Raw genomic sequence first — 23,628 nt, 5'->3', positions numbered from 1 at the left:
GGCCGCGGACGGAGGATCAGGCGAAGGCCTCCGGCGGCGGGCAGGAGCACACCAGGTTCCGGTCGCCGTGCGCGCCGTCGATGCGGCGCACCGGCGGCCACACCTTGCGGTCGTGCACCCCCGGCACCCCACCGGTCGGGTAGGCGGCCAGCTCCCGCGGGTACGGGTGGTCCCACTTGTCGTCGGCCAGGCAGGCCGCGGTGTGCGGCGCGTTGCGCAGCGGGTTGTCGTCGGCCGGCCACTCCCCGGACGCGACCCGGTCGATCTCGACCCGGATCGCGATCATCGCCTGCACGAACCGCTCGATCTCCGGCAGGTCCTCGGACTCGGTGGGCTCGACCATGAGCGTCCCCGCTACCGGGAACGACATCGTCGGCGCGTGGATGCCGTGGTCGATGAGCCGCTTGGCGACGTCGTCGACGGTCACCCCGGAGTCCTTGGTGATCTGCCGCAGGTCGAGGATGCACTCGTGGGCGACCCAGCCGTCGGCGCCCGCGTACAGCACCGGGTAGTGCTCCCCCAGCCGGGCCGCGACGTAGTTGGCCGCCGCGACCGCGGTCAGGGTGGCCCGGCGCAGCCCCTCGACGCCCATCATCCGCAGGTACGCCCAGGAGATCGGCAGCACGCCCGGGCTCCCGTACGGCGCCGCCGAGACCGGCCCGACCCCGCCCTCCTCGCGGGGCGACCGGCCGGGCAGGAACGGCGCGAGGTGCTCGGCCACCGCGACCGGGCCGACGCCGGGGCCTCCGCCGCCGTGCGGGATGCAGAACGTCTTGTGCAGGTTGAGGTGGCTGACGTCGCCGCCGAACGCGCCGGGCCGGGCCAGGCCGACCAGCGCGTTGAGGTTGGCGCCGTCGACGTAGACCTGGCCGCCCGCGTCGTGCACCGCGGCGCACACGTCCCGGACGGCCGCCTCGTACACGCCGTGCGTGGACGGGTAGGTGATCATCAGCGCGGCGAGCCGGTCGCCGTGCTCGGCGATCTTGTGGTGCAGGTCGTCGAGGTCGACGTTGCCCTGCGGGTCGGTGCCGACGACGACCACGCGCATCCCCGCCATGACCGCCGACGCGGCGTTGGTGCCGTGCGCCGACGCCGGGATCAGGCAGACGTCGCGGTCGCGCTCCCCGCGCGAGCGGTGGTAGGCGGCGATGGCGAGCAGCCCGGCGAGCTCGCCCTGGCTGCCGGCGTTGGGCTGCAGCGACACGGCCGCGTACCCGGTCAGGTCGGCCAGCCAGCGCTCCAGCTGCGCGATCAGCTCCCGGGACCCCGCGGTGTCGGACTCGGGGGCGAACGGGTGCAGGTCGCTGAACTGCGGCCAGGTCACCGCCTCCATCTCGGCGGCGGCGTTGAGCTTCATCGTGCACGAGCCCAGCGGGATCATCGTGCGGTCCAGGGCCAGGTCGGCGTCGGCGAGCCGGCGCAGCCAGCGCATCAGCGCGGTCTCGGACCGGTACTCGTGGAACGTCGGGTGGGTCAGGTACTCACTGGTCCGGGCCAGGCCCGCGGGCAGCGCGTCCGCGGTGGCCGCGTCGAGCTCGTCGACGTCGGGCACGCTCACCCCGAACGCCTCCCACACGGTGCGCAGGTGCGCGGCGGTGGTGACCTCCGATGTGGACACCCCCACCTCGTCGCCCGAGATGCGGCGCAGCGCGATCCCGGCGTCGTGCGCGGCAGCGACGACGGCGTCGGCCCGGCCGGGCACCCGCGCGACCACGGTGTCGAAGAACTCCTCGTGCGCGATCGCGACGCCGCCGGAGCGCAGGCCTGCGGCCAGCACGGCGGCCATCCGGTGGGTGCGCCGGGCGATCGTCGCGAGGCCGTCGGGGCCGTGATGGACGGCGTAGCAGGCGGCCATCACGGCCAGCAGCACCTGCGCGGTGCAGATGTTCGAGGTCGCCTTCTCCCGGCGGATGTGCTGCTCGCGGGTCTGCAGCGCCAGGCGCAGCGCATAGTGGCCGTCGGCGTCCCGGGAGACCCCGACCAGTCGGCCGGGCAGCTGGCGGGCGTGGCGCTGGCCGACCGACAGGTATCCGGCGTGCGGGCCGCCGAACCCGAGCGGGACACCGAAGCGCTGGGTGGAGCCGACGGCGGCGTCCGCACCGAGCTCGCCGGGCGGCGTCAGCAGGGTCAGCGCCAGCATGTCCGCGGCGACGGCGACGAGCGCCCCGCGCTCGTGGGCCGCGGCGATCAGCGCCGCCGGGTCGGCGACCCGGCCGGACGCGCCCGGGTAGGACAGCAGCACCCCGAAGAAGTCGCCGTCCGGGAGGGTCCCCCCGGACAGGTCGGCCACCTCGAGCTCGATGCCCAGCGGCGCGGCGCGGGTCCGGAGCACCTCGAGGGTCTGCGGCAGGGTGTCGGCGTCGACGACGAAGCGGGAGCTCCGCGCGCGCCCGGCCCGGCGCAGCAGCGTCATCGCCTCGGCGGCCGCGGTGGCCTCGTCCAGCAGGGACGCGCCGGCCACCGGCAACCCGGTCAGGTCGGACACCATCGTCTGGAACGCCAGCAGCGCCTCCAGCCGGCCCTGGCTGATCTCCGGCTGGTAGGGCGTGTACGCCGTGTACCAGGCGGGGTTCTCCAGCACGTTGCGGCGGATCACCGACGGCGTCCGGGTCCCGTGGTAGCCGAGGCCGATCATCGGGACGGTGACGGTGTTGCGGGCGGCGAGCTCCCGCAGCTCCGCGAGCATCTCGGACTCACCGGCGGGCGCCGGGAGCGACCCGCCGACCGGCTCGGGGTCCCGGATCGCGGCCGGCACGGCCCGGTCGGCCAGCGCGTCGAGCGAGCCGGCGCCGAGGACGTCGAGCATCCGGGCCAGCTCGTCCGGGCGGGGGCCGATGTGCCGCTGGTCGAACGGCACTCCGCGCTCGAGCTCGGCGAGGGTGGGACGGTGCTGCGGGGTGGAACTCACGGCGCCTCCGAAGTCGTCAGGCCGGGGACAGGGCTGTCACGCCCCCTCCCCTCTGTCTCCGCCCGGAGGCGCCTGAGAGATTCACCCGATGCCGTGTCGGCAGCGGGCTTTCCCCGTCGGCGGACCGGCTCCCCGAGGTGCCGGCCACTTTCCAGAGGCGTCTCGACCGTACGGTCCGTGTGCCTGAGAGATTCCGGAAGGGTTTGCTCCTTCGGCGCCCGGCTTCCTGCACCGGGACTCTCCCGCACGGTGTCCACGACTACGCCGGACAGGATACCGCCCGGCTTCCGTAGTTTCACGGCGTCGCTACCCGGTACCGCGCGTCACACTTTCGGCCATGACGAACTCGAGCACCCCCACCACCACTCCCGCCACGACGGCCGCCTTCCACACCCAGGCGGTCGTCTCGTTCGGCGTGTCGCTGGCCGCCGTCGTCATCGGGACCGTCTACCTGCCCGTCGACGGCTGGGTGAAGGCCTTCCTCGCGATCGCGGTCCTGTACGCGATCACCTCCGCGTTCACGCTCGCGAAGTGCGTCCGCGACCGCCAGGAGAGCCTGACCGTCGTGAACCGGGTCGACCAGGCGCGGATGGAGAAGCTGCTGGCCGAGCACGACCCGTTCCGCAGCGTCGCGTGAGCGGCACCGGCCGGACGGGTCAGGAGATCGCGCGGCGGGCCCGCCGGCGGGCGAGCTCGTCCTCGGGGGCGTCGTCGACGGTGCCGCCGTCGGCGCGCTCCACCGGGAAGTCCTTGATCACACCGCTGATCTCGCGCATCGCACCCGAGACCGCGATGCCGAACACGCCCTGACCGCCCTGCAGCAGGTCGACGACCTCCTCCGGGGAGGTGCACTCGTAGACGGTGGTGCCGTCGGAGAACAGGGTGATCCCGGCCAGGTCCCGGATCCCGCGCCGGCGCAGGTGCTCGACGGCGATCCGGATGTTCTGCAACGACACCCCGGCGTCGAGCAGCCGCTTCACGATCTTGAGGACGAGGACGTCCTTGAACGAGTACAGCCGCTGGCTGCCCGAGCCGGCCGCACCCCTTATCGAGGGGACGACCAGCCCGGTGCGGGCCCAGTAGTCCAGCTGCCGGTAGGTGATCCCCACGACCTGGCACGCGGTCGGGCCGCGGAAGCCGACCAGGCGATCGGACACCCCGTCCAGCCCCTCACCGACGAGCGGGTCCGGGAACAGCTCTCCCTGGCCCGGCCCCTCGGGTGGTGGCGTCTGCACCGCGTGCTCTCCCTCGATCGGCCGCACCGCGACCTCGCCCGCTACCACAACACGCTGGGTGACAGGCGAGTTCCACGGATGTCATCAGGTGGATGACGGTATGCCCGCCGGGCGGGACGGTCAACGCGCCTCGCCGACACGGGCGTACCGGACACCGGTTCGTGCCGGGCCGGGGCCCGCCACCGCCGACGATCAACGGTCGCCGGCCGCGCCGAACGGTCGCCCGGCCTGCTCAGCCCGGCTGGGCGCCGCGGAAGTCCTCCGGCGAGACCGAGTCGAGGAACTCGCGGAACTTCTCGACCTCGTCCTCCTGCTCGTCGGGGATGACGAGCCCGGCCTCGGCCAGCACGCTCTCGTCGGCGTGCACGGGCACGCCGGTGCGCAGGGCCAGCGCGATCGAGTCACTCGGACGGGCGGACACCGTGACCCCGCCGTCGAAGATGAGCTCGGCGTAGAAGGTGCCCTCCTGCAGATCGGTGACCCGCACCTGCTCGAGGCGCCGGCCCAGCGCCCCGATCACGTCCTTGAGGAGGTCGTGGGTCAGCGGCCGGGCCGGCTTGACACCCTGCTGCTCCAGGGCGATCGCCGTCGCCTCCACCGACCCGATCCAGATCGGGAGGTAGCGGTCCCCGTTCGTCTCCCGCAGCAACAGGATCGGCTGGTTCGCCGGGAGTTCCACCCGGACTCCCACGACGCGCATCTCGCTCATCAGCCCGCCTCCCCGGCCCTCACGGGCCTGTCGGCCGCCCCGGGCGGTCCCGCCACCCAGGCCGCCCGGATCGCCTTGCTCACCCTGGTCGACTCCCGGGAGCCGCGCTCGCCCACTCCCGGCACCGACACGTTCCGACGCTACACGGACGGAGGCCCCGACGCGCGCCTCCGGACGGGGTGTGACGGCGCGGTTTCGACGAGCGTCACACACCCGGCCGGCCGCGGCGGGCCGGCCCGTCCTGCCCCGCACGGCCCCCGAGGAGGGGTCAGTCGCGGCCGGGTTCGCGTGGGCCGGTCAGGAAGACCAGCCGGAACTTGCCGATCTGGACCTCGTCGCCGTTCGCGAGCACGGCGGTGTCCACCGGCTCCCGGTTGACGTAGGTGCCGTTGAGGCTGCCGACGTCGACGACGACGAACTCGCCCGCGTCGCGGCGGAACTCCGCGTGCCGGCGGGAGACCGTGACGTCGTCCAGGAAGATGTCGCTGTCCGGATGGCGGCCGGCGCTGGTCGTCGGCACGTCGAGCAGGAAACGCGAGCCGGCGTTCGGGCCGCGCCGGACGACCAGCAAGGCCGACCCGGCGGGCAGCGCGTCGACACCGGAGACGGCCGGCTCGGCGCTCGGCTGCTCGGTGTCGGCGAGGAAGTCCGCCCGGAAGACCGACGTGGTCTCCGGTGCGCGCTCCGGTGGCACGTCGCGCGGGTCGTTCTCGGTCACCTCGGGGTCTCCTCCTGTAGGAAACGGGGCCCCGGACTCCGGTCCGGGTGATGATCGGCGGTGCGGCGCAGCGGGTACGACCGCGCCGTGACCGTGCTGGCGGGTGTGGTGGACGAACCTACCCGTCCCGACCGGCGCGGCGATACGGAGAAAGCCGCCGTGCGTCGGGCGGTCGGCGGGACGATCAGGCCCCGTCCGCGAGCTGGCGGTAGGCGTCGGCGTCGAGCAGGCCGTCGAGCGAGCTGCCCTCGGCCAGCTTGACGTCGGCGATCCAGCCCTCGCCGTAGGGGGCCGAGTTGACCAGCTCCGGGCTCCCGTCGAGGGCGTCGTTGACGGCCACGACCTCGCCCCCGACCGGCGCGTAGATGTCCGAGACCGACTTGGTCGACTCGACCTCGCCCATCGCGTCCCCCGCCGCGACGGTGTCGCCGACGGCCGGCAGCTGGACGAACACGACGTCGCCGAGCTGGGACTGGGCGTGGTCGGTGATGCCGATCCGGACCACCCCGTCCCCGGTCTCGCGCAGCCACTCGTGGGCCTCGGTGTAGATCAGGTCCGACGGAATCTCCGAACTCACGCGGCGAGCCTAGCCCCCCGGCCCGTCGTGATCGAACCGGGTCGCGTCCGGCGCCGGACGGCGCAGGGCCAGCACGAACTGCGCCAGGTAGAGGCCACCGGACCACAGGTAGAGGGCGACGCCCCAGATCGCGAACGCGTGCGCGATCGTGCGGACGACGGCCTCCGCGGCGGACGGCCCGTCCCCGAGCAGCAGCAGCGGGAAGGCGTAGAGGAGCACGAACGTGGCCGCCTTGCCGGCGTAGACGACCTCGAACGTCCCGTAGCCGCGCCACCGCAGCACCAGCACGCAGGCCGCGAGCACGACGTCGCGCGCCACCAAGGCCAGCACCGCCCACCACGGCACGATGTCGCGGATGGCCAGCCCGACCAGGGCGGCCAGGATGTAGAGGCGGTCCACCGCCGGGTCGAGCATCGCCCCGAACCGGCTGTACTGGTCGAGCAGCCGGGCCAGCTTGCCGTCCAGCCAGTCGGTGAAGCCGCCGACGGCCAGCACCGCCACCGCCCAGCCGTCGGCCTCCGGGCCGAGCATGAGCCACAGGAACAGCGGGACGCCCAGCAGGCGCAGCACGCTCAGCGCGTTCGGCACCGTCCACAGCCGGTCCTGCCCGGTGGGCGGGCCCGCGACGTCGTGCACGGAGTCGCGCACGGTGTGGCGGACCGTCTCGCGGGCCTCCCGCACCGTCTCCCGGGCGTTGCGGCGCACGGCGGCCGCCCGGTTCGTCTCCGCGTCACGGCCCACGTGGCCAGCCTAGACACGCCTTGGGCTGTGCACGGCGGCGCGGTCGGTCAGGATGGGGGTGTGACCGACATCGACACCCCCTCGCTGCGGGACCGTCAGGCCCCGCTCAAGCAGCAGTACCGCGACGACCCGGGCTCCGCGGTCGTCACCCTCTCGGCCGACGGCGAGCTGGGCACCGGCGTCGCCTGCAAGGTCAGCACCGGCCAGGCGATGGCCGAGGCCGGCCTGCACCCGGCCACCGGCGGCGACGGCACCCAGCTCTGCTCGGGCGACATGCTCCTGGAGGCGCTGGTCGCGTGCGCGGGCGTGACCCTGCGGGCGGTGGCGACCGCGCTCGAGCTGGAGGTGACCGGCCGCGTGCGGGCCGAGGGCGACCTCGACTTCCGGGGCACGCTCGGGGTCGCGAAGGACGCGCCGGTCGGCTTCCGCGACATCCGGCTGACCTTCGACATCGACGCGCACGGCGCGGACGAGGAGAAGATCGCGACGCTGGTGAAGCTCACCGAGCGCTACTGCGTCGTGCTGCAGACGATCAAGGGCAGCGCGACCACCTCGGTGGAGGTCTCCACCGGATCCTGATCCGTGCTGACCCGCCCGGACGCCGGCCCGGTGCGCCGAACGGCGACACCCTCTCTCCACCACCCGCCACACACGGCGGGTCACGGGCCGTTCGTCGCGCGTCACCCGCGGTTCGGCGCCCGGCACGTTCGGAGGTCTCCGGGGCGGCGCCCGGCCCTCCGTACGGTGGAGGAGCCCCGGAAGGAATGACTGGGCGTGCTCGCGGACGGCGTGCACCGCCCCGGCAGGTGACACGTGATCAAACTGGCGGACGGTCTCTCGTCCGGCGATCACGCGTGCGCGGTCCCGGACAGTGCCGAGCACCTCCGTGAGGTCACGGCCGCGTTCGTCGCGCACGGGCTGGAGCGCGGCGAGCGGATCCTCTACCTCGACGACGACGGCGCCGCGGACTCCCTGCTGCTGCGGCTGGCCGAGGACGGTGTCGCGATCGACGAGCCGCTCCGGCGGGGCCAGCTGGAGATCATGCCGGAGGAGAACACCCGGCAGCTGTTCCGGATCCCGCTGTCCGACGCCTACACCGCCGTCGTCGACGAGATCGACCACACCCTCTCCGACGGCTGGACCGGCCTGCGGGTGGCCGGCCAGAAGCACGCCGCGCTGCTCGAGGGGGCGGCCGGCACGCTCCCCGAGTACGACGGGCTGCTGGCCAAGATGCTGCGCGAGCACCCGCAGACGCTCACCGCGCTGTGCACCTACGACGCCGAGCACTTCCCGGCCGAGCAGATCGACATCATGCGGGCCCTGCACCGGGACCACATCGCCCCCGTCCGCGCCTACGACGACGGCCTGCTCCGGATCGTCCGGCTCGGCGACGGGGTGGCGCGGCTGGCCGGCGAGATCGACCACAGCAACCGTCCGAAGATCACCACGCTGCTGTACCAGCAGCTGGACGCCGCGCTGCGCTCCGCCGACGCCCCCACCGACATCGGCCTGGACATGGCCTCGGTGCGGTTCGTCGACGTCGCGTCCGCGGTCGCGCTCGTGCAGGCCGCGGAGGGCTTCCCCAGCTCGCACCGGCTGGTGCTGCACCGGGTCCGGCCGCGGGTCCAGCGGATCCTCGACCGCTGCGGGGCCGCGTTCTCCCCGCAGCTCGTGTTCGACGACGAGCCCCCGAAGGTCGACCCGCCCCCGCCCGCCCCGTGACCGGAGCGCCCGCATGCAGATCAACGTCGTTCCCCGCCCGCCCGGTTTCGCGCACGTCCTCGTGCACGCCGACGATCCGGCGGAGCTGGTCGCGCGGGTCGCGCCGCCGGCCGCGGCCGCGGTCGGCGCCACCGGCGCGCAGATCGTGGTGGCGGTCTCCGAGCCCGCCGAGAAGGCGCTGCGCGAGGAGTTCGCCGACCTCCCCGGCGCCCCGGGCATCCAGCGCCTGACCACGCTGACCCGGTCGGCCCGGGCGTCCGCGCAGACCGTCGCCGCGTGGCGGGCCCGCGAGCTGCGGGCGCTGTCGGCCGAGCGGCCGGTCGTCGTGATCACCCAGCACGACCCGGAGCTCGACGGCGTCGACGGCGGGTTCTGGATCGAGCTGGAGGCCGCGCTCAACATCTCGCTGGACGGGCTGCCGGTCACCCAGTTCTGCGTCTACCCGCGGCTCCCGCTGCACGGCGCCGTCGGCGAGGGCGCGCTGGCCAACCACCCGCTGCGGCTGCACGGCGACCAGCTGGTGACCAACCCCGCGCACCGCTCCCCGGCCGAGGTGCTCGCGGCGCTGCCCTTCGCGCCGCCGCACCTCCTCGGCCCGCCGGATCTGTGCCTGCAGTACAACACCTTCGAGCTCGGCCGGGTGCGCGACGTGGTCGAGGGTGCCGCCCGGGCCAGCGGCCTCGAACCGGCCCGCGGGGAGGACATGGTGCAGGCCGTCAACGAGGTCGCCACCAACGCCGTCGAGCACGGCTCGCCGGAGGCCGGGCTCTCGGTCTGGGCCCGCCCGGGCGAGCTGGTCTGCGAGATCCAGGACTCCGGTTCGATCGCGCTGCCGCTGATCGGGCTGGCCCCGCCGCACCCGTCGCAGCAGCGCGGCCGCGGCGCCTGGATCGCCCGCCAGCTCTGCGACAGCCTGCACGTGTGGCGGGCCCCCGACGGCACGCACGTGCGCCTCCTCACGAGTTCCTGACCGGCCTCACCGCTGCGGAGCAGGCTCGGCTATCCTGGGCCCCGCGCACACCGCACGGATACGCCGCCCGCCGTCCGTGTCGGTGCGGTACCGCCGTGCCCTCCTCGCGCCTCGCGGTCTCCCGCCCGGGGTGGCGCGCTCCCGGCACGCGCAGTATCGCCTGCGGGCCGCACGCCACGACCGATCCGGGGAAACGGCATGTCCGACGATCACTGTCGATCCAGTGAGTCCACGCTGAGCAAGGCCACCGACGGTCCCGTGCCGCACGTACGGGTCCTGGGTGACTTCGGCCTGCGGGTGGAGGAACACTCCGTACCCCTGCCGGTCGACTCCCGGCGGCTGGTCGCCTACCTGGCCGTCCACCCGCGCCCGCAGCCGACGGCGGCGCTGGCCGCCGACCTGTGGCCCGGGGTCGGGCCGGTGCCGGCCGCCCGGCTGCTGGACGAGGCCGTCGCCGGCGTCGACGTGCCGGGGCTGCTGGCCGCCGACGACCGCGGGCGGCTGCACCTCGGCGACGACGTCGTCGTCGACCTGGCCGAGGCGATGCTGCTGATCCGCGGGCTGTCGGCGTCGAGCACGCTGCGGACCGTGCGGGAGATCGGCTGCCCGGAGACCGCGCTGCTCGAGGACGACATCCTGCCGTCCTGGACGGCGCCGTGGATCGCCGTCGAGCGCGAGCGGTTCCGCCAGCTGCGGCTGTCCGCCCTCGAGGGCCTGTCCGGCACGCTGACCGCCGCGGACCGGCACGACGACGCCGTCGCCGTCGCCCGGCGTGCGGTCGCCGCCGCGCCCAGCCGCGAGCGCTCGCGCCGGGCACTGGTCGAGGCGCTGCTCGCCGGCGGGCACGTCGCCGACGCCATCGCCGAGTACGACCGCTTCCAGGAGTTGCTGCGCAACAGCGTCGGCGCGACCCCCGACTCCGAGCTCGACCGGCTCCTCGCCCCGCTCGACACCGGCTGGCCGCTCGGCCCGGGCGTGCACCGGCCCGTGCAGCGCTGGGGTGTCGGGATGCCGGGCGCGGCCCGCCCGGAGCGCCGCGGGCGCCGTCTCGCCGCGGGCAACCCGGCCAGCGGCCGGTAGGTCTCACCCACCCGGCCGCCGGGCCGGGTGCTCAGTGGAACACCGGCCGGCGCTTCTCCCCGAACGCGGCCAGCCCCTCGGCCCCTTCCGGGCCGGCCGCGCAGGTCGCGATCGCGTCGGACTCGGCCGCCAGCTGCTCGCCGAAGCTCGCCTCCCAGGTCCGGTCGAGCAGGCCGCGGATCCGGCCGAGCGCCGCCGTCGGCCCCTGGGCCAGCCGGTGCGCCAGCGCGGCGGCCTCGTCGGCGACGGCGTCGTCGTCCACCACCGAGGCCAGCAGGCCCAGCTCGTCGAGCGTCCCGGCGTCCAGCACCTCGTCGGTGAGCAGGATCCGCCGCGCGCGGGCCGCCCCGACCAGCCGGGGCAGGGTCCAGGTCATGCCGCCGTCGGGGGAGAACCCGATCCCCGGGTAGGCCGGCCGCATCCGGGTCGAGCGGCCGCCCACCGCGAGATCGCAGGCCAGCGCGAGGCTCATCCCGGCGCCCGCCGCCCAGCCCGGGACGGCCGCGACCGTCGGCACCGGCGCGGACGCCAGCGGCTGCAGCATCGCGTGGAAGGTGCTGGCCAGGCCGTGCACGTAGGCGTAGCGGTCCTGCGCGCCGGCGAACGCGCGGACGTCGCCGCCGGTGCAGAAGTTCTCGCCGTCGCCGTGCACCAGGACCGCGCCGACCCCGTCGTCGCCGGACAGCGCCGCGAGTGCCTCGGTGACCTCCTGCATCGCGGGACCGTCCAGGGTGCCGTGCCGGCCGGTGGAGACCCGGCAGCGCAGGACCCGGCCGTCCCGCTCGACCGCGCTCATGCGAGCTTCCGCAGCGCCGGCAGGACGTCCTCGGTGAACTGGGTGAGGAAGCGCCGCTGGTCGTGGCCCGGTCCGTGGACGACGAGGTGGTTGAGCCCGGCGTCGACGTAGGGCCGGATCTGCTCGACGGCCTGCTCCGGGGCGGACGCGACGATCCACCGGCTCGTGATCTGCTCGATGGGGAGCTCGTCGGCGAGGCGCTCCATCTCCTGCGACGAGTCGACCGAGTGCTTCTGCTCGGGGGTGAGCGACAGCGGGGCCCAGAACCGGCAGTTCTCCCGCGCGGCCTCCGGGTCCCGGTCGTAGCTGATCTTGATCTCGATCATCTTGTCGATCGCGCCCGCGTCGCGGCCCTCCTTGTCCGCGCCCTCCTGCACGCCGGGGAGGAGCTTGTCGGTGTACAGCTCCATGCCCTTGCCGGAGGTGCAGATGAAGCCGTCGCCCTGGCGTCCGGCGTAGCGGGCCACCATCGGGCCGCCGGCGGCGATGTACACCGGGACCGGCTGCTCGGGCCGGTCGTAGATCGTCGCGTCGACCAGGGTGTAGTACTCGCCCTCGACGTTCACCGCGTCCTCGGTCCAGAGCGCCCGCATCACGCGGACCGCCTCGCGCAGCCGGGCGAAGCGCTCCTTGAACTCGGGCCATTGCATCCCGGAGACGGCGACCTCGTTCAGCGCCTCGCCGGTCCCCACCCCGAGGGCGGTCCGGCCGCCGGTGAGCAGCGACATCGTCGCGAACGTCTGGGCCAGCACCGCCGGGTTGTACCGGAAGGTCGGCGTGAGCACCGAGGTGCCGATCTGCACGCGCCGCGTCCGCTCCCCCACGGCCGCCATCCAGGGCAGCGCGGCCGGTGCGTGCCCGCCCGTGTGCCGCCAGGGCAGGAAGTGGTCCGACGCCCAGACGCTGTCCAGGCCCAGCTCCTCGGCGAGGACGGCGTACTCGACGAGGTCGCGCGGGCCGAACTGCTCGGCCGACGCCTTGTAACCGATCTTGAGATCCACGGATCGTTCCCATCACGTCAACGGTGCGACGCGCCGGGGCACGCCGCAGTCCCTTCCGGACTTGCTACACCCCCGCCGCGGCGAACGCAGCACCTCCCGGGGCACCACACCGTCCGCGGTGATCGGGACCACATCCCCGGCCGGGGGCGGGGCGGTGCCGGGCGGGAACCGTCGGGCCCGGCTCGTACGATCGGGGGCGTGTTCGACGCCCTCGATCCGGACGAGATCCCGCTGCCGCCGGAGCCCGACGACGAGGAGTACGGCCACGAGCCCCCGCCGGAGGAGTACGCGGTGGAGCCGGTGCGGTCGTCGGACCCGCAGGAGATCCTGCGCCGGGTCTTCGGGTACGAGTCGTTCCGCGGCGAGCAGCAGGCGATCGTCGAGCACGTCGCAGGCGGCGGGGACGCGTTGGTGCTCATGCCGACCGGCGGCGGCAAGTCGCTGTGCTACCAGGTCCCGGCGCTGGCCCGGGCCGGCACCGGTGTGGTGGTCTCACCGCTGATCGCGCTGATGCAGGACCAGGTGGACGCGCTGCGGGCGCTCGGCGTGCGGGCCGGGTTCCTCAACTCCACCCAGGACGCCGACGAGCGGCGGCTCACCGAGCAGGCGTTCCTGGCCGGCGAGCTGGACCTGCTCTACCTGGCACCGGAACGGTTGCGGGTCGAGTCGACGGTGCGGCTGCTGGACCGCGGCCGGATCGGCCTGTTCGCGATCGACGAGGCGCACTGTGTCGCGCAGTGGGGCCACGACTTCCGGCCGGACTACCTGCTGCTCTCCGAGCTGCACACCCGGTGGCCGGACGTCCCGCGGATCGCGCTGACCGCCACGGCCACCGAGGCCACCCGCCGCGAGATCGCGCAGCGGCTGCAGCTCACCGACGCGAAGCACTTCGTGGCGAGCTTCGACCGGCCGAACATCTCCTACCGGATCGTGCCGAAGAACGAGCCCCGCAAGCAGCTGCTGGAACTGCTGCGCACCGAGCACGCCGGCGACGCGGGCATCGTCTACTGCCTGTCCCGCAAGTCCGTCGAGCAGACCGCCGAGTTCCTCTCCGGGCAGGGGATCCGGGCGCTGCCTTACCACGCGGGGCTGGACGCGGCGCTCCGCCGGGAGAACCAGGCCCGGTTCCTCCGCGAGGACGGGCTGGTCATGGTCGCGACCATCGCGTTCGGCATGGGCATCGACAAGCCGGACGTCCGGTTCGTCGCGCACCTGGACCTGCCGAAGTCGGTCGAGGGCTACTACCAGGAGACCGGGCGCGCGGGCCGGGACGGGGAGCCGTCGACGGCATGGCTGGCGTACGGGCTGGCCGACGTCGTCCAGCAACGGAAGATGATCGACGACTCCGAGGGCGACGCGGCGCACAAGCGGCGGCTGGCGATGCACCTCGACGCGATGCTGGCCCTGTGCGAGACGACCGAGTGCCGGCGGGCGCAGCTGCTGCGGTACTTCGGGCAGGATTCTGGGGTTCAGCGGTGTGGTAACTGCGACACCTGCCTGACCCCGGTGTCGTCCTGGGACGGGACGGTCGCCGCGCAGAAGGTGCTGTCCACCGTGTGGCGGCTCAAGCACGAGCGGCGGCAGAGCTTCGGGACGGTGCACGTGATCGACATCCTGCTCGGGAAGCGCACGCCGAAGGTCGAGCAGTTCTCGCACGACGAGCTGTCCGTGTTCGGTGTCGGCGCGGACCTGACGGAACCGCAGTGGCGCAGCGTGATCCGCCAGCTGGTGGCGCGCGGGCTGCTGGCCGTCGGCGGGGCGCACTCGACGCTGGTGTTCACCGAGTCCTCCCCCGCCGTCATGCGCGGGGAGACCCCGCTGATGCTGCGGACCGAGCCGGAGCGGGCGGCGCGCCCGTCGCGGTCGCGGGGTGGCTCGGGCACCCGGCCCGCGGTGGAGCTGTCCGCGGAGGCGGCGCCGGTGTTCGAGCGGCTGCGGGCCTGGCGGGCCGCGGCGGCGAAGGAACAGGGCGTGCCCGCCTACGTGATCTTCCACGACGCGACGCTGCGGGAGATCGCCACCCGGGCGCCCGCCGACCGGGCCGCGCTGGGCACGATCTCCGGGATCGGCGAGGGCAAGCTGGCCCGCTACGGCGACCAGGTCATCGACGTGCTGCACGGGGCGGCGTCGTGAGGCGGCCGCTGATCGGGCTCACCACCTACACCGAGCGGGCCACGTACTGGATCGTCGAGGACGAGGAGACGGTGCTCCTCCCGCGCGGCTACCTGGACATGGTCACGGCCGCAGGCGGGGTCCCGGTGCTCCTGCCGCCGACCGCGGACGCCGCCGACGCCCTCGACGCCTGCGACGGGCTGCTGGTCAGCGGCGGTCCCGACATCGACGCCGCCCGCTACGGCGCGCTCCGTGGCCCGCACGAGGACGAGCCCCGCACCGAGCGCGACGGGTCCGACCTCGCGGTCGTCCGCCGCGCGCTGGAGCGGGGTGTCCCGGTGCTCGGGGTGTGCCGCGGGCACCAGGTGCTCAACGTCGCGCTCGGCGGGACGCTGCACCCGCACCTGCCCGACACCGTCGGCCCGGAGGTCGCGGCCGTCCACTCGGCCGGGCCGGGGGTCTACGCCCCCGTGGAGATCGTCCCCGAGCCCGGGTCGCGGATCGCCGGTGTCCTCGGTGCCGGCCCGGTGACCGTCCGGTGCCATCATCACCAGGCGATCGACCAGGTCGCGCCGGGACTGCGGGTGACGGCGCGGGCCGGCTCGGTCGTCGAGGCCGTCGAGCTCGACGGACCGTCGTGGGTGCTGGGCGTGCAGTCGCATCCGGAGCGGGCCCCCCGACGATCTCCGGCTGGCCCGGGCGCTGGTCGCCGCCGCCGGGCGGTACCGGGACACCGGTCCTCCGGCGGTGCGGATCGCCGGCTGAGGAGGTCTCGCGGACAGCCGTTGTCCGCATCCGGTCCTACCGTGCCGGTATGACGCCACCGACCAGCGGCATCGACTGGAATGCCCGGCTCCTCGAGCAGCTCACGTTCCACTGGGAGCAGGCGCTGCGCCCGCGCCTGGACGGCCTCACCGACGACGAGTACTTCGCCGAGCCGGTCCCGGGCGCGTGGAGCGTGCGCCGCCGCGGAGAGTCCGTCACCCCGCCCGGCGCGGGCTCCGGGGACTGGGTGTGCGACTTCGCCTTCCCCGAGCCGGTCCCGCCCCCGGTGACGACGATCGCGTGGCGGCTCGCGCACGTGATCGTCGGCGTGTTCGGGATGCGGGTGCAGGCCCATCTCGGCGGCCCGCCGGTCGACTACACCTCGCACGCCTACGCCGGCACGGCCGCCGAGGCCCTCGCCCAGCTCGACGAGCAGTACGCCCGGTGGACCGCGGGGATCGCCGCGCTCGGCACCGAGGGGCTCGCCCGCCCCTGCGGCCCGGCCGAGGGTCCGTACGCCGACGAGCCGCTGGCGACGCTGGTGCTGCACGTCCACCGCGAGGTGATCCACCACGGCGCCGAGATCGCGCTGCTGCGGGATCTGTACCGGGCCGGGCTCCGGCCCGCCCGGTAGGACGGTCGCCCGCCCCCGTCGCCCACCGAGCCGATCAGGGGCTCCGGTCACCCCACGCCGCAGGTCGACCAGCACGATCCCGCCCTGCCGCGGGCGACAACGCGCCACTCGATGACCGCCGCCGACGGCCGCCTACGCCTCCCGGCCGATCCGCTTCAGCACCGGCGGCAGCTCGCCCGAGTACAGGACGCCCAGCCGCCGGGTCGCCCGGGTGATCGCCACGTAGAGGTCGTTGAGCCCGCGCGGGGACTCGTCGAGCATCTCCTGCGGCTCCACGACCAGCACCGCGTCGAACTCCAGGCCCTTCGCCGCCGTCACCGGGAGCACGACGACGGCGGTGTCCAGCTCCTCCGGGTCGGCGCCGGCCTCGACCACCCCGGCGGCGACCAGGGCGTCCCGGACGGACGCCAGCCGCGCCGACGGCACGAGCACCGCGGTCCGGCCCTCGCCGACGGCGTCCCGCTCGGCGACGACCCGCTCGGCCAGCACCGCGTCCGCGCCGGTGGCCGGCAGCGGCGCCGCCCACGGCGGCACCCCGGTCGAGCGCACCGACGACGGCGGCTCCAGCGACGCGTCGATCTCGGCCAGCACGTCGTCGGCGACGTCGGCGATCTCCGCGGGCGTCCGGTAGTTCACGGTCAGCTGTTCGAGCCGCCACCGGCGGGCCACGAACGGCGACAGCACCTCGTCCCAGGATCCGGCGCCACCCCGGTCCCCGGTCTGCGCGATGTCCCCGACGAGGGTCATCGACCGCGCCGGTGCCCGGCGCATCACCATCCGCCAGGCCATCGCCGACAGCTCCTGCGCCTCGTCGACGATCACGTGCCCGTAGGTCCACTCCCGGTCCGCGGCCGCCCGCTCGGCGGTCGAGTCGTAGCGCTGCACCTGCATGCGCTCGGCGAGCCGGTCGGCGTCGATGATGTCGGTGGCGCGCAGCAGCTCCGGGTCGAGGTCCTCCTCGAGATCGAGGACGTCGAGCACCCCCTGGGCGTACTCGACCTCCTCGCGCAGCGCCGCCGCCTCGGCCGCGGCCTGCGCGGAGCCGTCGTCGCCGAGCAGCTCGGCCGCCTCGTCCAGCAGGGCGACGTCGGCGGCCGACCAGCGCCGGTCGTACGGCACGTCGTCGCCGGGAGCCTCGCGTTCCAGCAGCGCCCGCTCGGGCGCCGGGATCCGGCGGGCCACCGAGTTGAGCCGCTTGCGGTCCGCGAACAGGTCGGTGAGCAGCTGCTCCGGCGACAGCGTCGGCCACAGCTGGTCGAGCTCGCGGGTGAGGTCGGCGGACTCGGCCAGCTCGTCGCGGATGTCGTCGAGGTCGCGCCGGTCCAGCAGGTCGGCGCCGACGCCCTGGGCGACCTGCTGGGCGAGCAGCCGCAGCAGCTCCTTGCGGAAGACCCGCCGGGCCTCGTTGTGCGGCTTGCGGGAGCGCCGCGCCCGGGTCCGGGCCTGGCTCACCGTGTCCCGGTCCAGCACCACCGGCTGCTGCTCGACGACGAGCTCGATCGGCTTGCGCGGCACCTGCTGGCGGTCCCGCACGGCGGCGGCGACGACGGCGGCCATGTCCGCCCGGCCCTTCAGCTCGGCGGTGGCCGGGTCCTCCGGGCGGCGCGCGTCCAGCCCCGGGTAGAGCTGGGCGACGGTGCCGAGCACGACCGACGTCTCCCCCAGCGAGGGCAGCACCTGCCCGATGTAGCGCAGGAACGTCGGGTTCGGCCCGACGACGAGCACGCCGCGCCGGGCCAGCCGGTCCCGGTGGGTGTAGAGCAGATACGCGGCGCGGTGCAGCGCGACGGCCGTCTTGCCGGTGCCCGGCCCGCCCTGCACGACCAGCACCCCGGACGGCTTGGACCGGATGATCCGGTCCTGCTCGCCCTGGATGGTGGCCACGATGTCGCCCATCCGGCCGGTCCGGGCCTCGGACACCGCGGCCAGCAGCGCGGCCTCGCTGGTCAGGCCGGAGCCGGCGCGGGCCCGCTCGTCGTCGTCCATCTCGGCGAGGTTGAGCGGCTCGTCGTCGATCGCGACGACCTCGCGGAGCCGCGTCCGCAGGTGCCGGCGCCGCCGCATGCCCTCCGGATTCGCCGCCGTCGCCGTGTAGAACGGCCGGGCCGCGGGCGCGCGCCAGTCCATCAGCAGCGGCTCGTACTCGTTCTGCTCGTCGAGCAGCCCGATCCGGCCGACGTAGCGGGTCTCACCGGCGTCGGTGTCGAGCCGGCCGAACGCGAGACCGTGCTCGGCGGCACGCAGCGCGGCCAGCTTGTCGGCCAGCAGGGCCGCGGCCGCGTCGCGCTGGGTCAGCGCCTGCGGGGTCCCGACGGTCTCGTCGCGGAGGGTGTCGGCGAGCCGCTTCGCGGTGTCGCGGCGGCGGTCCTCCAGCTGCTCGTAGAGCATGCCGACGTAGTTCCGCTCGTGGACCAGCTCCGGGTCCACGGGGGCGTCGACGGAGGGGTCGGGAGTGGGTTCGGGCACGGCGCGGGGATCCTCCACCGAGGGGACGAACAGGTCGCTCCACCCGGCGGCCGGGCCCTGCGGCGAGAACCCCGGCCGTCGAGCGGCGCGACGTACCAACGTACCAGTGGCGGGGCCCCCGCGCCGCCGGCTCGGGCCCTCCGCTCAGCGCCGATGTTCGTTCCGCAAGCTCCTCTCAGGCCCGCTGGCGCGGGGCCCGGCCGTACGGCTGCTCCACCGGCTCCACCCACTCCGCGTGCGGGATCGGCGCGCTCACCGGGGCCTCCACGTCGAGCGCGATGTGCTCCTCGTGGTGCCGCAGCCGCATCGGGGCGCCGTCGATGAGCTGGTACTCGACCTCGTCCGGCGTGATCGTCACGCGGAGCCTGCGGCCCTGCCACTTGAGCCCGAACGAGATCCGGGACAGCGAGGCGGGCAGCACCGGCGCGAACGACAGCCCGTCGGCCTCGCAGCGCATCCCGCCGAACCCGAGCACGACCGCGGTCCAGGTCCCGGCCATCGAGGCGATGTGCATGCCGTGGTCGGTGTTGCCGGCCAGGTCGTGCAGGTCCACCAGCGCGGCCTCGGCGAGGTACTGGTGGGCCAGCTCCAGGTGCCCGGTGCGGGCGGCCATGACGGCCTGGGTGCACGCCGACAGCGACGAGTCCCGCACGGTGATCGCCTCGTAGTAGGCGAAGTTGCGGCGCTTCTGCTCCTCGGTGAACTCGTCCGGGAAGATCTGCATGGCGAGCACGAGGTCGGCCTGCTTGACGACCTGCTTGCGGTACAGGTCGAAGTAGGGGTAGTTGAGCAGCAGCGGGTAGCGCTCCGCCGGGGTGTCCTCGAAGTTCCAGCGCTGGTGGTCGGTGAACCCCTCGGACTGCGGGTGCACGCCGAGCCGCTCGTCGAACGGGATCAGCATGGCGGTGGCGGCGTCCCGCCAGGAGGCGATCTCCTCGGAGTCGACGCCGAGCCGGGCCGCCGAGCGCGGGTGCTTGGCGGCCACCTCGGCGGCGTAGCGCAGGTTCTGCTGCGCCATCAGGTTGGTGTAGACGTTGTTGTCGGCGATCGCCGAGTACTCGTCCGGCCCGGTGACGCCGTCGATCCGGAAGTTGCCCGCCGAGTCGTGGTGGCCCAGCGAGCGCCACAGGCGCGCGGTCGCGACCAGCAGCTCGAGCCCCACCTCCAGCTCGAACTTGGTGTCGCCGGTGGCGGCGACGTGCCGGCGGACGGCGTCGGCGATGTCGGCGTTGATGTGGAACGCCGCGGTGCCGGCCGGCCAGTACCCGGAGCACTCGTGGCCGCGGATGGTGCGCCATGGGAACGCGGCCCCCTGCAGGCCGAGGGTCTCGGCCCGCTCGAAGGCCTGCGGCAGGATCGACTTGCGCCAGCGCAGCGCGTCGGCCGCCGCGTCGGGGGCGACGAACGAGAGCACCTGCAGGCAGAACGTCTCGGTGTCCCAGAACGTGTGGCCGTCGTAGCCGTCCCCGGTGAGGCCCTTGGCCGGGATGCAGCGCCGTTCGGCGCGGGCACCGGCCTGCAGGATGTGGAAGGTCGCCAGCCGCACGGCCTGCTGCAGCTCGGCGTCGCCGTCGATCTCGACGTCGGCGGTGGCCCAGAAGTCGTCCAGGTACTCGCGCTGCTCGCGGAGCAGGCCCTCCCAGCCGGTGTAGCGGGCGGCGGCGATGGCGGCCCGGACCTGGTCGTACACGGCGGGCAGGCTGCGCCGCGACGACCAGCCGTAGGACAGGTACTTGACCACGCGCAGCGTCTCGCCGGGCTTGACCCGGGCGATGATCGTGGTGCGGCCGAGGTCCTCGTTGGCGTCGGTGGTCACCTGGATCCCGTCCGGGCCGCTCACCTCGTGCTCCATCGCGGCGCCGCAGCGCAGGCCGGACTGGCGGGTGCGGTGCACCAGGGTCGCGCCGGCGTCGCCGGCCCGGGACTGCTCGGGCTCGAGCACGTTGTCCAGCGCGATGTCCAGCCGCGGGTCGTCGCCGTTGCGGCCGGGCAGCTGCTCGTTGGCGACCAGCTCGGACTGCAGGACGAGCAGCGCGCCCTCGCCGTTGTCGTCGTCACCGGCGTGCACGACCTCGACCTCGTAGGAGATCGCCGCGATCGCCCGCTGGGTCAGCGACACCAGCCGGGTGGAGCGGACCCGGACCGTGCGCCCGGCCGGGGACTCCCACTCGACGTCGCGCTGCAGCGTCCCGGCCTGCATGTCCAGCACCCGCTCGTGCCGGCGCAGGGTGCCGTAGCGCAGGTCGAACGGCTCGTCGTCGACCAACAGCCGGATCAGCTTGCCGTTGGTGGTGTTGACGATCGTCTGCCCGGACTCCGGGTAGCCGTAGCCGCCCTCCGCGTACGGCAGCGGGCGCACCTCGTAGAACGAGTTCAGGTAGGTGCCCGGCAGCGCGTGCGGGTCGCCCTCGTCGAGGTTGCCGCGCAGGCCGATGTGCCCGTTGGACAGGGCGAACACCGACTCGCACTGGCCCAGCGCGGCCAGGTCGAGACGCGGCTCGCGGATCACCCACGGCTCGACGGTGAAGGTGGGCTGGTGATCGGGTTTCACGAGCGCTCCAGCAGGTCGGCGAGATCGGTGACGACGACGTCGGCGCCGCGTTCCCGCAGCGCGTCGGCCTGGTCGAGGCGGTCGACGCCCACGACGGCGCCGAAGCCCCCGGCGCGGCCGGCCTCCACACCGGCCAGCGCGTCCTCGAACACCACGGCGGCGGACCTGTCGACGCCCAGGTCGGCCGCGGCGGCGAGGAAGGTGTCGGGCGCGGGCTTGCCGGGCAGCCCCCGCTCGCGGGCGGTGGCCCCGTCGACCCGGTGGTCGATGAACGTCTCCAGCCCGGTGACCCGCAGGATCTGCTCGGCGTTCGCCGACGACGACACGACGGCGGTGGCGATCCCGGCGTCCTTCACGGCCTCCAGGTAGCGCCGCGACCCGGGGTAGACGTCCACCCCCTCGCCGATCTTCACCTGCACCAGGTCGTTCTTGCGGGTCGACAGGCCCCACAGCGTCTCGGCGTCCGGGCCGTCGCCCGGGTCGCCCTCGGGCAGGTCGATCCCGCGCGAGGCGAGGAACGAGCGGGTGCCCTCCAGGCGGGGCTTGCCGTCGACGTGGGCGCCGTAGTCGGCGGTCACGTCGAACGGGCGGACGTCGTCGCCGTACCGCGCGCGCAGGTACTCGTCGAACATCTGCTTCCACGCCGCCGCGTGCACGCTCGCGGTGTCGGTCAGCACACCGTCGAGGTCGAACAGGCACGCACGTGTGCCGTCGGGGAGCCCCAGCATGGCGGGCACGGTATCCGGATCGATGAAGGCCCGTCGCCCCCGGGGACCGTGTCACCACGGCACGCCCGCAGGCGGCTACCCGGCCGGCGCGTCCAACGGCAGGCTGAGCAGGACGAACGGGCCATCAGCGGCATCCGGGCGGGCCTCGTCCCGCTGCGCCGTCCGGATCTCGACGCGGCAGGTCCCCGGGCCGGGCTCCCCGCCGGTGGCGGTGACGAGACGCACGTGCACCGCTCCCCCGGCGGTCGCGGGCTCGATCTCCTCCTGCACCCCGCGCCGTACGGCGGCCAGCACGGCCAGCGGCGGGACGGTCACGGCCGGGTCCAGGCCGGCCGCCCGCGGGTCGTCGACCTCGGCGTGCAGCCGGGCCCCGAACCGGGTGCGCTCGATCTGCAGGTACGCCCGGACGGCGGCCAGCTCCTCGTCGAGCCGGATCGCCGGTTCCTCGGCGCGGTCGGCGGCCCGGGACAGGTCGGCGAACCCGAGCAGCAGCTCCCGGGCCCGCGGCGGGTCGGTGCGGACCAGGGAGGCGATCGTGTTCAGCGTGTTGTAGACGAAGTGCTGCTCCAGCCGCCGGGACAGCGGGCCGTGCCAGGGGCCGGGCCGTTCCTGCGGCGGGGCCGGCGCGGTGTCGGTGGCCGGGCTCGCCGCGGTCGCCGAGGCCGCGGTTCCCGCGAACTCGCCGGTCCCCGTGAACTCTCCGGTCTCGGCGGTCGCCCCGGTCTCCGCGGACGTCCCGGTCTCCGCGGACGTCCCGGTCTCCGCGGACGTCCCGGTCTCCGCGGACGTCCCGGTCGTCGCAGTCGTCGCGGACGTCCCGGTCGTCGCCGCTCCCGCGGTCGCTGCGGTCCCCGCGGTCGCTCCGGTGTCCACGGCCGCGGTCGCCGCGCTCTCGGCGAACAGGTCCTCGTCCTGCTCCCCGGCCGGCACCAGACCCCGCCAGGACGGCAGTGCCAGCCGGCCGGCGGCCGTCCGGCCCCGGTGCTCGACGGCGGCCACCAGGCCCGGTTCCAGCCACCGCGCGTGCTCGGCCACCCCGTCGGGCACGTCCCGCGGCGGCACGTCCGAGGTCGTCGCCTGCAGCACGGTGCGCGCGTCGGCGTCCGCGGCGCCGATCCCGACCCGGCCGACGTACTGCGGGCCGTCCGGGCCGGGCAGGGCCAGCAGGACCGCCGCGATCCGCGGGCGGCCGTCCGGCGCGGATCCGCTGCCGCCGGCCGGGACCCAGCCGGCGACCAGCACCTGCCGGCGCCGCCGCAGCGGCACCCGCAGCCAGTGCCGGGTGCGCCGCCCGGGCTGGTAGGGCACGTCGAGGCGCTTGAGGTGCAGCCCGTCCAGCCCGTACTGCTCGGCGGTGCGGACCACGAGCTCGGCCTCGTCCAGGTCGAACGACGGCGGCACCAGCACCTTGGGCCCGGCCAGGTCGAGGGCCTCCAGCTCGGCCCGGCGCCGCCGGTAGGGCAGCTCCAGCACGCGGCGGCCGTCGCACCACAGCAGGTCGGTGACGACGTAACCGATCGGGACGTCGGCGCGCAGCGAGTCGTCCGGCGCGACGGTCGCGGTGCGCCGCAGCAGCGGGGTCCGGGACGGGCGGCCCGCCTCGTCCAGCGCGACGACCGTGCCGTCGAGCACCATCCCGCCGACCGGGGACCGGTCGGCCAGCACCGCCAGCTCGGGGAACGACCCGGTCACGCTGCGGGCGGTCGAGGACAGCAGCCGCACCTTCCCGGGCCGCACGTAGGCGACGCAGCGGTGGCCCTCCCAGCCGAACTCGACGGCCCACCGGGCCCGGTCGGTCGCGTCGGACAGCTCACCGGCGGCGGGCAGCATCGGCGGGACGAGGTCGGGCAGCGACTCACCCCGCCCACCCCGGCCGTCCGACGCAGCGCCCCCCACGGGTGACACCGTAGCCGGG

20 protein-coding genes and 1 riboswitch are annotated in these 23,628 nt (G+C 74.6%); of the genes, 8 read left to right on the top strand and 12 right to left on the bottom strand.

What is annotated here, in order from left to right:
* Positions 1-16 precede the first annotated feature (16 nt).
* The gene (gene gcvP / locus H7X46_RS13015; RefSeq protein ID WP_186359659.1) at positions 17-2,908 is read right to left on the bottom strand and encodes an aminomethyl-transferring glycine dehydrogenase; all 2,892 of its coding nucleotides are present in this window, start codon (positions 2,906-2,908) and stop codon (positions 17-19) included.
* 161 nt (positions 2,909-3,069) lie between these two features.
* Positions 3,070-3,163: riboswitch (glycine riboswitch) on the bottom strand.
* Positions 3,164-3,245: 82 nt separating this feature from the next.
* Between gcvP and H7X46_RS13010 the strand changes: the two genes are divergently transcribed.
* Positions 3,246-3,545, top strand: a complete 300-nt coding sequence (locus tag H7X46_RS13010; protein ID WP_186359658.1) for a YiaA/YiaB family inner membrane protein — start codon at positions 3,246-3,248, stop codon at positions 3,543-3,545.
* 19 nt (positions 3,546-3,564) lie between these two features.
* Here H7X46_RS13010 and H7X46_RS13005 read toward each other — a convergent pair whose 3' ends face one another.
* From H7X46_RS13005 to H7X46_RS12985, 5 genes are all read right to left on the bottom strand, one after another.
* Positions 3,565-4,143 carry a MerR family transcriptional regulator gene (locus tag H7X46_RS13005; protein WP_370588741.1) on the bottom strand — a complete coding sequence of 193 codons (579 nt, stop codon included), beginning with the start codon at positions 4,141-4,143 and terminating at the stop codon, positions 3,565-3,567.
* A 232-nt stretch (positions 4,144-4,375) separates the two neighbouring features.
* Positions 4,376-4,852, bottom strand: coding sequence for a bifunctional nuclease family protein (locus H7X46_RS13000; RefSeq protein ID WP_010224693.1), 477 nt, complete (start codon positions 4,850-4,852; stop codon positions 4,376-4,378).
* Positions 4,853-5,120: 268 nt separating this feature from the next.
* Positions 5,121-5,570, bottom strand: coding sequence for a glycogen accumulation regulator GarA (gene garA / locus H7X46_RS12995; protein WP_186359656.1), 450 nt, complete (start codon positions 5,568-5,570; stop codon positions 5,121-5,123).
* A gap of 184 nt (positions 5,571-5,754) precedes the next feature.
* Positions 5,755-6,147 (bottom strand): glycine cleavage system protein GcvH, encoded by a 393-nt coding sequence (gene gcvH, locus H7X46_RS12990; protein ID WP_186359655.1) that lies wholly within the window; start codon positions 6,145-6,147, stop codon positions 5,755-5,757.
* 9 nt (positions 6,148-6,156) lie between these two features.
* Positions 6,157-6,783 (bottom strand): CDP-alcohol phosphatidyltransferase family protein, encoded by a 627-nt coding sequence (locus tag H7X46_RS12985; RefSeq protein WP_370589067.1) that lies wholly within the window; start codon positions 6,781-6,783, stop codon positions 6,157-6,159.
* 174 nt (positions 6,784-6,957) lie between these two features.
* On the opposite strand from H7X46_RS12985, the gene H7X46_RS12980 reads away from it, so the two are divergent.
* From H7X46_RS12980 to H7X46_RS12965, 4 genes are all read left to right on the top strand, one after another.
* Positions 6,958-7,467: an OsmC family protein gene (locus H7X46_RS12980; RefSeq protein ID WP_186362634.1), complete on the top strand. Its 510-nt coding sequence runs from the start codon at positions 6,958-6,960 to the stop codon at positions 7,465-7,467.
* Between the two features lie 234 nt (positions 7,468-7,701).
* Positions 7,702-8,610: an MEDS domain-containing protein gene (locus tag H7X46_RS12975; protein ID WP_186359653.1), complete on the top strand. Its 909-nt coding sequence runs from the start codon at positions 7,702-7,704 to the stop codon at positions 8,608-8,610.
* Between the two features lie 13 nt (positions 8,611-8,623).
* Positions 8,624-9,580: an ATP-binding protein gene (locus H7X46_RS12970; RefSeq protein ID WP_186359652.1), complete on the top strand. Its 957-nt coding sequence runs from the start codon at positions 8,624-8,626 to the stop codon at positions 9,578-9,580.
* 198 nt (positions 9,581-9,778) lie between these two features.
* Entirely contained in the window at positions 9,779-10,660 is an 882-nt protein-coding gene (locus H7X46_RS12965; RefSeq protein WP_186359651.1) for a bacterial transcriptional activator domain-containing protein, read from the top strand.
* A gap of 31 nt (positions 10,661-10,691) precedes the next feature.
* Here the strand turns inward: H7X46_RS12965 and H7X46_RS12960 are convergent, their stop codons facing one another.
* Positions 10,692-11,456 (bottom strand): enoyl-CoA hydratase/isomerase family protein, encoded by a 765-nt coding sequence (locus tag H7X46_RS12960; RefSeq protein ID WP_186359650.1) that lies wholly within the window; start codon positions 11,454-11,456, stop codon positions 10,692-10,694.
* Complete coding sequence (gene fgd / locus H7X46_RS12955; protein ID WP_186359649.1) at positions 11,453-12,457, bottom strand: glucose-6-phosphate dehydrogenase (coenzyme-F420); 1,005 nt, start codon at positions 12,455-12,457, stop codon at positions 11,453-11,455. Before fgd ends, H7X46_RS12960 begins: the two co-directional genes overlap by 4 nt.
* 291 nt (positions 12,458-12,748) lie before the next feature.
* Here fgd and recQ point away from each other — a divergent pair, with 291 nt between their 5' ends.
* The 3 genes from recQ to H7X46_RS12940 are packed head-to-tail and all read left to right on the top strand — an operon-like array spanning position 12,749 to position 15,968.
* Positions 12,749-14,590: a DNA helicase RecQ gene (gene recQ / locus H7X46_RS12950; protein ID WP_370589066.1), complete on the top strand. Its 1,842-nt coding sequence runs from the start codon at positions 12,749-12,751 to the stop codon at positions 14,588-14,590.
* A complete protein-coding gene (locus H7X46_RS12945; protein ID WP_186359647.1) occupies positions 14,587-15,387 on the top strand; it encodes a gamma-glutamyl-gamma-aminobutyrate hydrolase family protein in 801 nt (266 codons plus the stop codon). The genes recQ and H7X46_RS12945 overlap by 4 nt, the downstream gene beginning before the upstream one ends.
* Positions 15,384-15,968 carry a DinB family protein gene (locus H7X46_RS12940; protein WP_186359646.1) on the top strand — a complete coding sequence of 195 codons (585 nt, stop codon included), beginning with the start codon at positions 15,384-15,386 and terminating at the stop codon, positions 15,966-15,968. The genes H7X46_RS12945 and H7X46_RS12940 overlap by 4 nt, the downstream gene beginning before the upstream one ends.
* Before the next feature lie 132 nt (positions 15,969-16,100).
* Here the strand turns inward: H7X46_RS12940 and H7X46_RS12935 are convergent, their stop codons facing one another.
* The 4 genes from H7X46_RS12935 to H7X46_RS30385 all read right to left on the bottom strand — a co-directional run bounded on the left by H7X46_RS12935 (position 16,101) and on the right by H7X46_RS30385 (position 23,609).
* Positions 16,101-18,434 (bottom strand): ATP-binding domain-containing protein, encoded by a 2,334-nt coding sequence (locus H7X46_RS12935; RefSeq protein WP_186359645.1) that lies wholly within the window; start codon positions 18,432-18,434, stop codon positions 16,101-16,103.
* A 175-nt stretch (positions 18,435-18,609) separates the two neighbouring features.
* Positions 18,610-20,985, bottom strand: a complete 2,376-nt coding sequence (locus H7X46_RS12930; protein ID WP_186359644.1) for a glycoside hydrolase family 65 protein — start codon at positions 20,983-20,985, stop codon at positions 18,610-18,612.
* Positions 20,982-21,713 (bottom strand): beta-phosphoglucomutase family hydrolase, encoded by a 732-nt coding sequence (locus tag H7X46_RS12925; RefSeq protein ID WP_186359643.1) that lies wholly within the window; start codon positions 21,711-21,713, stop codon positions 20,982-20,984. Before H7X46_RS12925 ends, H7X46_RS12930 begins: the two co-directional genes overlap by 4 nt.
* Positions 21,714-21,788: 75 nt before the next feature.
* Positions 21,789-23,609 (bottom strand): histidine kinase, encoded by a 1,821-nt coding sequence (locus H7X46_RS30385; RefSeq protein WP_186359642.1) that lies wholly within the window; start codon positions 23,607-23,609, stop codon positions 21,789-21,791.
* Between the last annotated feature and the right edge of the window lie 19 nt (positions 23,610-23,628).

It is taken from the genome of Pseudonocardia sp. C8 (genome assembly GCF_014267175.1).
In the GTDB taxonomy this organism is placed as follows: domain Bacteria; phylum Actinomycetota; class Actinomycetes; order Mycobacteriales; family Pseudonocardiaceae; genus Pseudonocardia.
Note: the sequence above shows the minus strand (reverse complement) of the source record. Positions and strands in the feature narration are given on the sequence as shown.